The sequence below is a fragment of the Coleofasciculus sp. D1-CHI-01 genome (assembly GCF_040218875.1).
GTDB lineage: Bacteria > Cyanobacteriota > Cyanobacteriia > Cyanobacteriales > Coleofasciculaceae > Coleofasciculus.
The window spans coordinates 12,620-24,723 of the sequence record NZ_JAVJQP010000019.1; the positions used below are offsets into that span (position 1 = coordinate 12,620).

Here is a 12,104-nt window from a genome sequence, read left to right on the forward strand (position 1 = left end):
TTAACGATTCTTCATTAAGTCGTGAGTAGGTTATAGTGAGTCAAAATTTGGTTAACTCGTTCTCGACTCACCGCATCAGAATCATCAGCATGTTGAATCCATAACCCCTCTACTTGACTTTGATTGTAATCAAACGTCTGGGACATTTGGGGGATTAGCTCAACGTCTACTCCTTCTACTTGCCGTAAATGAGCCGCCACCTCTCGATAAACGGCTAAAGGCAATCTCGAACCAGATACATAATATCGTAGTGATTGGCTTGCCACAGGCTGTACGTTTCAATTCAATCGTTGACAGTTTCCCCTACCTTATCGGGTATATCAGAAAGAGACGCGCCATGGCACGTCTCTACAAACACATTCATCAGCACGAGTAATCTTAACGATCACGCGGGTGGCGGTGGCAAGGAACCTGTAGAGGATTCGGCTTGTGCTGGAGTTCCCGCAGGGTCTTCACCAACCTGTCTAGCCACTTCTTGACCATATTGCTCCAGAACAACCACTGGCGTCGGACCGCGATTCACTTCAATCCGCTTAACCAGAACTTGTCCGTTGGAAATCCTTTGTCCTTCTTGGACGTAGCGGCTTGGTTCATTGGGAACTTTGACAATAGCTCGAGGCACATTGCCAACTTGGACTACACCCTCAACTTCCACTTGCCTAGCTAATGTAGGATCTGGTAATTTTGGCAGTTCGGGAACCAAGGGAGGGGGTTGCGGAACCGGACTGCCACTGGCTGTCGCACTACCTGGTTGCCCTCCATTACCACCATTACCACCATTGGCACTCGTTCCTCCTGGTGATGTTGTTGCTCCTGGTACTACATTGGAACCGTTTCCACCCGTTCGTCCTGTGCCACCTGTGCCACCTGTTCCTCTGCTTTGATTGCCACCGCCTGGACTACCTGGACTACCATTACCCGTCCCCCTCTGAACGGGAGGCGAGGGGAATCGCGGCACAACAGGTACAGGTGTAGATCGTCCTTGTGCTTGAGGATTAGGCGATACGGTTACTTCCGGTTTTAGGGTCAGGGTAGCAAAGGGATCGCTGCGTCCTTTTTCTACTTTTCTAACTTGTTCCTGGGGAGACCCACTTCGGATCAACCCTGATGCTGTCGGCAATCTCGGCTGCGCGTCTACATCAGGATTGGCAAAGGGCGTTACCTGTGGTGCAGCGGGTGACTCGCTTGGCGATTCCTCTGTCGTCGGCTCTGGCACTTCGCCAATTTGCTCAGTATCGTCCCCCTGACAACCTCCCATATACAATGCTAATACTGTGGTCAACCCAACTAATAATTTTTTATGCATGATCGAGTCCCCCCATAGTTTTACAGAAGACACCACACAGAACACCCCAATTAGAAATAAATTTCAATTATTCTCTCTACCTACTATCTATTATAGTGAAAGCTTTGACTGCCACGGCTACTAGCGATCGCGCCATCATCTTTGACCCTTACTATTCCCCACCATTCATAATATTTTTCATGGCGCTGAGTCCTTTTTTCATGCGGCGAGACACAGTTACCACACTAATATTCAACACCTCTGCCACTTCTTTCTGAGTTAAGTCATGTAAAAAGACAAATTCCAAAACCTCGCGAGTCCGTTGTTCTAAGTGAACCAGCGCTTGCTGCAAGCGAATTTGGTCTTCTTGTGCCAGTTGAAAACTGCGATATTGCGGATCAGGGACAATATCACCCAAACTGGTTGTGCCGTCTTCTTCGTCCCCAACAGGCGTATCTAGGCTTAGAGGTTCTCGATTCTGATGCGCTAGTTTAATTTCTTGCCATTCGGCTAGGGAAATTTCCAGAGCTTCCGCCACTTCTGCATCGGTGGGTTGACGATTGAGTTGCTCTCGTAACTGGCGAATAATAGCGATAGACTGCTGTTGTAGTGCTAGCCAGCGCCGGGGGATACGAATACAACCGCCGCGATCGCGCAAATAGTGCTGAATTTCACCACGAATGTAGGGAATAGCAAAGGAACTAAAGGCATTACCCTTGCTGGGAGCAAATCGCTCAATCGCTCGAATCAGACCTAGACAGCCAACCTGTAGCAAGTCTTCATAGCTTTCGGTGCATTGATTGACCCAATAATGAGCTTCTCGTCTAACTAGCCCAATATTGAGATACACTAGCTGGTTGCGAGTCTCTGCGGATTTGGATTGCTGATAGTCTTGCAGCAGTCGCAGGCTTTCGTGTTTTAGTTCTTGTTCGTGGGTAATGGAAGTCAGCATAGCAAAAGTAAGGGGGTAGAAGCGTATTTTGAGTGAGAACCCTTAACTCAAGCCAGCGGTTTGGTGGGAAATTTGCTGCTGGAATCTAGAGGTTCAGATCACTACAGGTCAGGATCACTAATAGATTAGCCAGCTACAGCCGTTTTTCGCAAGTACGGCTACCACAACGCCAGGAAGCAGGAGCAGGGTAAACCCATGAGCTAACCTTTTGGCTAATCTCCAAGGAAAGCAGTCAGTACACCCTAATATCGCACTATGTTACAGCAGGACTCCAGTTTTTGGAACAAAATGTAGCTGAAAGTTCTGAGCTTGTATAGTAGTTTGTCGAAAGCATACCCCATTCAGTTAAGTATAACTCATATTTGCGATCGCTCAAGAGAAGCCTCCTAGTGCAGTGAGCCGGGAAATAACTGAACAGCTTCCCCTGCTTCCCCAGCTCCCCCTGCTTCCCCAGCTCCCCCAGCTTCCCCAGCTCCCCCAGCTTCCCCAGCTCCCCCTGCTCCCCCTAACTAATTTCTTGCCAACCATTTCTGGGCATTCAATCGCTGTATGGTATAAAACACCAGCAGATCGAGAGACACCTTGCGTTCGTCAATCATAAATGACTCAAGGGTACTGGGTTTGGCTCCCTTGGGCGCACAGGAGAAAGCTTTTTGCTCCTTTATATCCTCATCGGGGAAATATACGTTAAATTGACGCTGACCATTAGCGAAGTGACCAATGACTTGCCAGCAGTCTGGCTGAGTACTTAAACCGGGAATCGGAAATTTTTCCTTGACAAAATTGACCTCTACATCATCGATACCTTGTTCGCCAAAGGCAGTCTTTAACGCGGGTAGGTACTCTTGTTCGATAAATTCCGGGAACGGTTTGTCCTCAGGGGCTGGCGGTTTCTCTTTTTTTGCTTTAGAGGATTTAGATTTAGCCCCTTGAGCGTCCGGATTAGATTTGTTTTTTTCTGGCATAACGACTCACTTGCAGGTTTTTCTGATAATTTCTCTTTATATTTTTACAGAAAAAGGAGCCATCAATTAACCTGTTGCCCCTCTCTTCGCCGGAATTCATACGGATTAACCGCCACTGACAGGGGGGATTAGGACAACCTCATCTCCTGCTTGCAAAATCGTATCCGGTTCAACAAACTGGAGATTGATACCAAAACGAGTCAAATCCCGCCAGGGTTTCAGTTGAGGATGTTCGGCGATTAAGCTATCCAGAAGGACAGATACAGGGGTTTGGGCTGGGAATTCCCGTTGAAGTTCAGGAACGCCTACGGCGTCTTGATAAGCAGCGAATAGTTTGATGGTGACACAAATCAAAGGTTCAGACATCCAGCTTAATCCGCTAAAGCTCCAATTTTTTCTTGATCCTAACCCGTCTGGGGAAATTCTCCCCCATCTCCCTCATCTCCCTCATCTCCCTCATCTCCCCCATCTCCCTCATCTCCCTCATCTCCCTCATCTCCCCCATCTCCCTCATCTCCCTCATCTCCCCCATCTCCCCCAGCTTCCCCATCTCCCTCATCTCCCTCATCTCCCTCATCTCCCTCATCTCCCCCATCTCCCCCAGCTTCCCCATCTCCCTCATCTCCCCCAGCTCCCCCATCTCCCCTCCTCTGCCACACTACTCTAGGCTGTGGGACGCACTTTGATCACCGTTTGAGGCAAGACTCCCACCAACAGAGAAAAAGCCTCATTAGGTAATTTAGCAATTGTTTCGGCGTCAAAGAAGCCCTCAAACTGCTCTAGCATCTTTTGGGCGCGTTGTAGGGGAACTGGGTTATCAGTAATTTGCATCGTTAATCTCACCCACTGTCGTCGAATCAGATACGCCCGCTTTCGCTCGTCTGATGATTCTGGAGAGAGTAAAGAAATGTTCCCCACAGCTAGCACCCGTTGACAATCCAAATCGAATAATCCTCCCACCCCTGAACCGGGTCCAGCAAATTCAGCATGATAGCGCTTGAAGAGAATTAAGCCATTCCGACGCCGAGGATTAACGATCAGCAGTTGCTGATCGTGAAGCTGCTGCAGAATTTTTCCTTCAGGTGAGTCGTGGGAATTTGGGCTTTGTTTATTCATGCCACTATAGCCTTGAGCGTTGGCGAAACTATTGGGGGGGGCCAGCACCTCCTCTTCTTCGTAAAGAGCTGTTTGGCAACGCTGGTTATTTTCGCTCTCCATTTCAACTCGTACACTTAATTTCAAGGGAGCAGGGATGCACCCAGGTTGAACGCACAACTAATCAATTCCTTTGGTTATCAGTCTTTGATAATAACCAAGAAGAGAAGTTTTGTTGATCATCTATGTTGAATTACCCTATCAAACAAACTCAGATCGGTGTCATTTGTTGCTTCTCGACAAATTTATAACTCTATTTTATGGCATACGGTTACAGGTATAGGTCAGGTCAATCCCTTACAGATGACTGAATTGGGGCAATATACGCCTATTTGTTAAGAAAATTTATGAAGATTCTGTGAAGAAGCGGGAACGTTGTTTAAAGAAATGGTAAAGCTGGAGCGAGAAACTCGATTCCCAAAGGCGGCAAAGTGGAGATTATTTCCCAAACTGTGTCACTTACCGCCGTGAGGAAAAAATTCGTCTTATGGTTATCCAGGTGTTCCCGTATTTAAACGCTTGCGTAATAACAAACGTTGAGGATGGCGTCGCCAGAGACTGTAACTCGGCTCTAGATGATGCAGTTGATAGCCCATTTTCAGGTAAAGTTGCCGCGCTTGATCGTTACTATCTAGGACATGCAGGTAAAGATTGGGAAAGCCCCATGCCAAGGATTGACGCTCGCAAGCTAGCAGTAATTGTCCAGCCACACCCCGTCGCCGACAACACCTTCTGACCGCTAAATTAGAAATGTAAGGATAGTGGTGACCTTGAGGTTGCCAGGATGGGGGAGAACGGAGGGCAATTTCGACAGTGCCGACGAGTTGCCCGTCAGCACTATCGCCAGAAGCATCAGGGTTGAGGGCGACAAAACAGGCATAATGGGGAGAATTGCCACGCAGTCGATTCCGCAGATCTTCATAAATTCCTAATCGCCAAATTGGATAAACCAAACGCCAGAGTCCCTGTTGCGAGTGAAAGCTATCCGCTAGAATTTCCGAGAGCGCCATTAGATCTTGGTCTTTTGCCCTTCGGATCGTTAAGCGGGAAGCATCCACAGCCAGCGTTTGCTGAGCTTCAGAAGCAACTTTGTGGGACGTCACAAAAGAAAAGCAGGGGTTCACCATCGCAAAAATATAAAGAGCGCCATCACCACTCCCTTGGGATCAACACTTAACCAGAAATCATCGTCTTTCGTTTCTAGAACGATCGTCTTTCGTTTCTAGAACGATAGTATTGTACAAGTAGAGCATTGACGAATCAGTTCTTCCAACAGCGCTTTCCCAGGGGCATGACACCATCATAAAGCCGATCAAGGCGCAGCGCTTTGCGTCCTCAAGGTATGCTCGATCCCCTAAATTTTCATAATTCGCCCAAAATAGAGGAGTTAGGCGCGATCGCATAACTCTTATGGTAAACCCAAAACCAAGACGCTCAGAACAAAGATGATTAGTCGGCAACTTGAGGCAGAATACAACCATACTAGAAAACAAAAATTAAAATCAATTGGGGTGTACCACTAACTACCGTCGCAATAGCCAAATTGCCGCAGGACAAGTAACATGCTTTCTTTAGCCCGTCGTGATAATCGAACTACACTTCTCTGGAGTCAGAGAGTTCTCATCGAGCCAGTTATTGCCAGCCGTAAAAATCTCTAACGTGCGTGCAAACTGTTTTTATTCGCAAAAGCTCTGGCAGCAGGAGAGCGGTGCATGAGATCTCAATCCACACGAAAGCCTAAACTTCTGGTTGTTGATGACGAACCCGACAACCTGGACTTGCTATATCGAACATTCCATCGTGACTATAAAGTCTTGCGGGCAGACAATGGTCCTGCCGCACTAGAAATTTTGGAAGCTGAAGGAGATGTGGCTGTGATTATCTCCGACCAGCGTATGCCACTAATGAGTGGTACGGAGTTTCTCAGTATCACCGCCGCTCAATACCCTGATATTATCCGGATTATCTTGACGGGGTACACCGATGTTGAAGACCTGGTTGAAGCCATCAATGCGGGTAAAGTCTTTAAATACGTCACCAAGCCCTGGAATGCCGAGGAACTGAAGTCAGTCGTGCGGCAAGCCATGGACACTCATAATGTCCTTAAGTCCCGCACCAGTGAACTCTGTCGGGCGTTGCGTCGGGAAACCCTGCTGAATACCGTAACCAATACCATTCGCAATGCTCAGTATGACAAAAGTGGTAGTTCCCCGCTTAAAGACGTTCTCCAGCGGATTGTTGAGACGGTGGGTCACTTGCTAGAAGTCGATGTATGCATTCTTCGTCCCTTCCAGCAAGAGCAGTTGGTCGATGAATGGTTTGTCTATCAACGGCAACTGAGTGACTCAGGTGGCGAAACTTCAAGGTTTAGAGACAATGGTAGGCAACCCTTATCACCGAACCATTCACCATTAGACTTAGCACAGCCGCAACCCAACTCCTGTACCATACAAACCACGGGTGAAGATACAGACGCAACCTCATCGCTACCGCCGCTTTTAACTCAGACGGTTTGGCAAACCCATGAAGTTACCGTTATTCAAGATGTATTGACGGATGAACGATTTAATCAGGATAGTCCCGAAGTCCAAGCTCGGCTACAGGCATATCAACAAGCGAATATTCGCTCTAGCTTAGTCGTCCCCCTAATCAGTCAACAGGAATTAGTGGCGGTAATGGCTTTACACCAATGTGTAGAACCCTATAGCTGGCAAGACGACGAGATTCAACTCGTTGTGATGGTGGCTGACCAAGCCGCCATGGCAATTTCCCAAGCACGGGCGTATGAACAGCTACACGCCTTAGCCACCCAACAAACCTTAATCAACACAATTACTCGCGCTATTCGTTCTAGCCTTGACCCCCAAGAAATTTTTACCGCGATTACTCAACAATTAGGCGTTGCTCTCAACGTTGATGGTTGTGTTCTGTCTCTGTGGAGTGAAGACGATGAGTTTGTTCAATGTGTGGGCTTGTATGATGGAAAATCGACAAAAGTAGTGGGAACGTCGGTTAATCATCATGATCAATCTCCAGAGAATAATCAAGTCACTCTGACTCATTCCCCTACTTCCTCCATTGAATCTGTTTCCTCCACTCAACTTCCTCTGTCAGCTGTTCCGATTGTCGGCAATCCCGTATTACGGCAGCTTATTGATTCCCAAGTCCCCGTGGTGCTTGATGATTTGACAGCCAATCCCCAAATGAATGGGTCTGACCTGCCCCTGCGCCAAAATGCCCGCGCCCTTTTGGTGGTGCCTTTATTGGTTGATGGCAAAATTATTGGGAGTATTAGCCTGCGGCAAACCGATACCCCACGCCACTGGTTGCAATCCGAAATTGAGCTTGCCCAAGCCGTGGCATCCCAAGCGGCAATTGCGGTTCAGCAATCGCGACTTTATCAAAAAACGCGACATCAAGCCGAGCGGTTAATGGAATTAGATCGGCAGAAAACGGAATTTTTCCAAAATGTTTCCCACGAATTCCGCACGCCCCTGACTCTGATGATTGGACCACTAGAATCGGCAATTAATCAACATCAGGGATTACCGTATGAACAAAGTTCAATCGCGCTGCGGAATTCGCGCCGCTTGTTGCGATTAGTCAATCAGCTATTGGATTTACAGCGACTCGATGCAGGACGGATGCAACCGAGTTTTCGTCCCTGTAATTTAATTGAATTTATTCATCAAATTGTTGAAACATTTAAACCCTACTGCGAGAAAAAAAATATCAATCTCTTGAGCCAGGTCATCCCTTGTCCTGAGATTTATTTAGATATAGAGAAATTTGACAAGGTATTGTATAATCTCTTGTCAAATGCGATGAAGTTTACCAATGCTGGGGGAAGTATTACTATTACCGTTAAATCGACGGACAATAAAGTTTGTCTAAAAATTTCCGATACGGGTATTGGTATTAGTAAAGAACAACTTCCTCTTTTATTTGAACGGTTCCGACAAGCAGAAGGCTCAGTAAACCGCAGTTATGAAGGCAGTGGTTTAGGATTAGCGTTGGTGAAAGAATTAGTAGAACTCCATGGGGGAGAAATTGACGTATTCTCGGAACAGGGAAAAGGAACAACATTCACCATTCATTTACAACAAGGAAAAGCTCATCTCCCCGTCGAGCAGATTGTGGATGTTGCCACGGAAATCCAGTCCAGTCGGGCATTGGTGGAACTGGCGGACTTGGAGTTGAATTCCGTCGGGGAATCCCAAGAGCAACCCGAAGCCGAACCTCAAGAGCCGGGAGATGCTTATTTGGCTGTTGAGCCACATACACCTTTGGCGGCGAAAGTAGCGCGAATTTTGGTCGTTGATGATAATTCCGATTTACGGGCTTATGTGGGCAGTATTTTAAAGCAATCGGGGTATCAAGTATGGACAGCACGGAATGGGGAAGAGGGATGGCAAATGACGCAGAAGTGTCATCCGCAGCTAATCGTGACTGATTTGATGATGCCTGTGATGTCAGGACTGGATATGATTCATACTATTCGGGGTTCCCAGGACTTTAAGGGAATACCGATTATATTGCTCACAGCAAAAGCTGACGAAGCCAGCCGGATTGAGGGAACAGAAAAGGGGGCAGATGCCTATCTGTCGAAACCGTTTAATGACCGGGAATTGTTGGCAGAAGTCCGGAATTTATTGGCGCTTAAAGAACAAGAGCAGCGCGTGGTTGAGTTAAATCGATATCTAACTGAGTCGGTACTGAAGCGGTTTTTACCCCCAGCTATGGTTCAGAAAGCAGCACGGGGAGAATTGGCACTGGATTTACATCCAGAACCTCGCTTAGTTACGTCCTTGTTCAGTGATATTGTTGGGTTTACGGAGTTGTCGAATACCTTGCGATCGCGTCGAATTGCCGAGTTGCTGAATGAGTATCTGGCAGCCATGACCCGTGCGGTGTTTGATAATGGGGGTACAGTGGATAAGTTTATGGGGGATGGTATTTTAGCGATTTTCGGCGCTCCTGAAGAATTAAGTCCTCACGAACAAGCTCGACGGGCAATTGCCTCGGCACGACAAATGTTGCGATCGCTTGATAAGCTGAATCAACAGTGGCAAGAGAGGGGACTCGTGGGTAATGGGGGTCCCCCGCCTGTACGATTCCGCTGTGGGATTCATCAAGGAACTGCGGTAGTGGGTATGTTTGGTGGAGATGAACGAACCGACTATACCGCGATCGGTCCTTCGGTGAATATCGCCGCCCGACTGCAAGAAGCCGCTGAACCGAATTCGATCCTGGTTTCGGCATCCGTTGCGGATTGGTTAGACGATGACGCGATCGCCAAGTATCGTTCTCTTAAGCTTAAAGGGGTAGATGAGACAGTCTTAACCTTTGCCGTTAATCCTGTGCCAGTAAATGCCAATTCACCCGATCAGGGGAGTCGTTAAAGCTGGGGGAGCTGGGGGAGCTGGGGAAGCAATGTAGAGACGTAGCATGCTACGTCTGGGAGCTGGGGAAGTATGAGCGCCATCGGTTTGGTTCCCAAATCCCTATCGGTAGGAATCCCTGTGCGTTCACACCGGAGAGGATGTCAAATCCTAGATTAGGAATCTTTGGAGCGCTCACTACGTCTATTTTTGAATGTAGAAATTTTCAGCAACCACACTAATTATGAAACGTTTACGATGGCTCAACGTTGGGGTTCTAACGACGGCATTTCTACTTACCGTCGGAGCTTCAAGTTCCCTCAAGGCAGGCACATTTGATAGTCAAGAAGTCAATTCTGATAATTTTATTGCCGTTGCTGCTCCTTTCGGGGATGATAATTATCAATTACTGATTATTGAACAGCGCTCCAGCCAACGCGCTTGTTGGCAGGAGGTGGGAAGTAATCCCGCGATCGTTGATCCGTTACTGCTCAATTTTGACTTTACAGGCATTTGCGGACGTAGCACTGATAGTAATGGTTATTCGATTCGCATGGAGGGTCAAGATTTAGGATTAGACTATTTGCTGAGAATTGTCGAGCGTGATGGCGAGTTAGTCCTCATTGGTACAAATCGGATGAATCGTCAAGCTCCCAAAGTGGAAATTGGCAGAACTCGAGGATTGAGTAATGGCAATTTCCTGAAAATTGAACTTGATCCCGCTTGGCGGTTCACTCGACGTGCTTATCAAGGTCGAGCATTAGGTCATATCTATCTAACAAGCGATACAGGGGTTCCAGCAACACCAGCGGTGAGTCCTCCAAACCCGGTAACGCCAGCAGTACGGGAACCTGCACCCGCAGAAACCGAGCGGGAGTTTATTTTTACGAAGCCAAGCGAGGAAAATACTCCACCCTCGGTAACTGTACCCACCCTAGACAATCCAGCCACCAATCCTCAAACCCTACCCCCTCCTGCTTCCAATCAGACTGTGCCAATTTTGGAAGATTGAAGATGTAGAGACGTAGCATGCTACGTCTCTACATCCCCTGCGTTCTCTGTCGCCTACGCCGCTGAGGTGGTGATTGGCGACGGTTTTGTAAAGAAACGACTTGAGCCTCACTACTTTCTCTGGCTACCCGAATCAACAATCCAGCCGAACACAAATTGGCAATCATGGAACTTCCCCCATAACTAAAAAATGGGAAGGGTAAACCCGTAGTCGGGAGAGCCCCTGTGGCGACACCAATATTTAACAGCGATTGACCAACAATTACAATCATCGCTCCGATCGCGACTAACCGATGTACAGGATGACGGGTTTTCAATGCCACAATTGTTGCTAAGGTAGCATAAGCCACAATCAACAGCAGCAACAACGTACTGCCGACAAAGCCAAATTCTTCAGCAAATACGGCAAAAATAAAGTCGGTATACTGAATCGGTAAATAAAATAGCTTTTGTTGAGATAAACCAAACCCTGAACCCCAGGTTCCTCCCGAACCCACCGCCAGCAGGCTTTGAATCAATTGATAGCCGTCATTCATCGGATCAGCCCAGGGATTAAGAAATGACATCACCCGACGCCGCTGATACTCTTTGATACTGATACTAATCGTTGCCAGTAACACGCCTCCCAAGGCGGTTCCTCCTAAGTAGGAAAAGGGCAACCCAGCCGCCAGTGCAATTAGCCACAGCGTCATCCCACATAGCGCCGTTGTACTCAGATTGGGTTGGAGCAAAATTCCCAACAGCACTAGGGCAAACATCCCTAGCCAGAACAGGCGTACTCGCACAGAAATCTGTTGCCATTGCCCAAAGATGCAAGCACTCTGAAGGATCAGAAAAGGTTTAATTAATTCCGAGGGTTGTAGGGGAACAGAACCCAGGGATAGCCAACGGGTTGCGCCATTGACTGTCGTTCCCACACCGGGAATCAGGATGATCAAGATCAACCCTAATAACACCAGCATTATCCAATGGGCAATTTTGAGGATATACCGTAAAGGCGATCGCACAAAAAAGTTAAAGGCGATCATGCCCAGGGTAATCCAGATCAGCTGTCGCTTAAAGTAATATAAACCGTCACCAAACTCAGCATCGGCACTAGGATAGGATGCCGAGAACAGCACCGCCAAACCCACCAATAGCCACAGAAAGGTTAACCAGCGCAATAGACGGGCATCGATTGCCCAGTCCTTAGCCGAAGGATGAATCCATGAAATCAGATTGCGTAGAGTCACTAATCGTCAATGATTACTCTCAATTAGGGTAGCGCAACCGGAGCCGACCATCCAGTTATCCTTCGTATTCGTTGGTAGTTGCGCTGTCTTCGCTGGTTAAATCAGATCACCACAATGCTCAAA

11 protein-coding genes are annotated in these 12,104 nt (G+C 47.7%); 2 read left to right on the forward strand and 9 right to left on the reverse strand.

Annotation, left to right across the window (positions count from 1 at the left end; all coding sequences use genetic code 11):
* Positions 1 to 14: 14 nt before the first annotated feature.
* The 8 genes from RIB93_RS03640 to RIB93_RS03675 form a co-directional block, all read right to left on the reverse strand.
* Positions 15 to 266: a hypothetical protein gene (locus tag RIB93_RS03640; RefSeq protein ID WP_044207489.1), complete on the reverse strand. Its 252-nt coding sequence runs from the start codon at positions 264 to 266 to the stop codon at positions 15 to 17.
* A 119-nt stretch (positions 267 to 385) separates the two neighbouring features.
* On the reverse strand, positions 386 to 1,306 hold the full coding sequence (locus RIB93_RS03645; RefSeq protein ID WP_446370378.1) for a hypothetical protein: 921 nt from the start codon (positions 1,304 to 1,306) through the stop codon (positions 386 to 388).
* Positions 1,307 to 1,457: 151 nt separating this feature from the next.
* The gene (locus RIB93_RS03650) at positions 1,458 to 2,237 is read right to left on the reverse strand and encodes an RNA polymerase sigma factor SigF (protein WP_446370380.1); all 780 of its coding nucleotides are present in this window, start codon (positions 2,235 to 2,237) and stop codon (positions 1,458 to 1,460) included.
* 509 nt (positions 2,238 to 2,746) lie between these two features.
* The gene (locus tag RIB93_RS03655; RefSeq protein WP_446370382.1) at positions 2,747 to 3,202 is read right to left on the reverse strand and encodes a DUF2996 domain-containing protein; all 456 of its coding nucleotides are present in this window, start codon (positions 3,200 to 3,202) and stop codon (positions 2,747 to 2,749) included.
* Between the two features lie 105 nt (positions 3,203 to 3,307).
* Positions 3,308 to 3,568 carry a MoaD/ThiS family protein gene (locus RIB93_RS03660; RefSeq protein ID WP_446370384.1) on the reverse strand — a complete coding sequence of 87 codons (261 nt, stop codon included), beginning with the start codon at positions 3,566 to 3,568 and terminating at the stop codon, positions 3,308 to 3,310.
* 38 nt (positions 3,569 to 3,606) lie between these two features.
* Complete coding sequence (locus tag RIB93_RS03665; RefSeq protein ID WP_446370386.1) at positions 3,607 to 3,861, reverse strand: hypothetical protein; 255 nt, start codon at positions 3,859 to 3,861, stop codon at positions 3,607 to 3,609.
* Positions 3,862 to 3,865: 4 nt separating this feature from the next.
* A complete protein-coding gene (locus RIB93_RS03670) occupies positions 3,866 to 4,420 on the reverse strand; it encodes a hypothetical protein (protein ID WP_446370388.1) in 555 nt (184 codons plus the stop codon).
* A gap of 428 nt (positions 4,421 to 4,848) precedes the next feature.
* Positions 4,849 to 5,460 (reverse strand): N-acetyltransferase family protein, encoded by a 612-nt coding sequence (locus RIB93_RS03675; protein WP_446370389.1) that lies wholly within the window; start codon positions 5,458 to 5,460, stop codon positions 4,849 to 4,851.
* Positions 5,461 to 6,069: 609 nt separating this feature from the next.
* On the opposite strand from RIB93_RS03675, the gene RIB93_RS03680 reads away from it, so the two are divergent.
* Together RIB93_RS03680 and RIB93_RS03685 are read left to right on the forward strand one after the other, a co-directional pair.
* A complete protein-coding gene (locus RIB93_RS03680; RefSeq protein ID WP_446370391.1) occupies positions 6,070 to 9,759 on the forward strand; it encodes a response regulator in 3,690 nt (1,229 codons plus the stop codon).
* Positions 9,760 to 9,982: 223 nt separating this feature from the next.
* Complete coding sequence (locus RIB93_RS03685; RefSeq protein ID WP_446370393.1) at positions 9,983 to 10,750, forward strand: DUF3747 domain-containing protein; 768 nt, start codon at positions 9,983 to 9,985, stop codon at positions 10,748 to 10,750.
* Between the two features lie 28 nt (positions 10,751 to 10,778).
* Here the strand turns inward: RIB93_RS03685 and RIB93_RS03690 are convergent, their stop codons facing one another.
* Positions 10,779 to 11,981 (reverse strand): FtsW/RodA/SpoVE family cell cycle protein, encoded by a 1,203-nt coding sequence (locus RIB93_RS03690; RefSeq protein WP_446370395.1) that lies wholly within the window; start codon positions 11,979 to 11,981, stop codon positions 10,779 to 10,781.
* Positions 11,982 to 12,104: the final 123 nt, after the last annotated feature.

Excerpts from the sequence above, each read along its gene's own strand:
- RIB93_RS03680 (WP_446370391.1), top strand. The coding sequence starts at position 6,070 with ATGAGATCTCAATCCACACGAAAGCCTAAACTTCTGGTTGTTGATGAC.
- RIB93_RS03650 (WP_446370380.1), bottom strand. The coding sequence starts at position 2,237 with ATGCTGACTTCCATTACCCACGAACAAGAACTAAAACACGAAAGCCTG.
- RIB93_RS03685 (WP_446370393.1), top strand. The coding sequence starts at position 9,983 with ATGAAACGTTTACGATGGCTCAACGTTGGGGTTCTAACGACGGCATTT.
- RIB93_RS03655 (WP_446370382.1), bottom strand. The coding sequence starts at position 3,202 with ATGCCAGAAAAAAACAAATCTAATCCGGACGCTCAAGGGGCTAAATCT.
- RIB93_RS03645 (WP_446370378.1), bottom strand. The coding sequence starts at position 1,306 with ATGCATAAAAAATTATTAGTTGGGTTGACCACAGTATTAGCATTGTAT.
- RIB93_RS03660 (WP_446370384.1), bottom strand. The coding sequence starts at position 3,568 with ATGTCTGAACCTTTGATTTGTGTCACCATCAAACTATTCGCTGCTTAT.
- RIB93_RS03670 (WP_446370388.1), bottom strand. The coding sequence starts at position 4,420 with ATGGAGAGCGAAAATAACCAGCGTTGCCAAACAGCTCTTTACGAAGAA.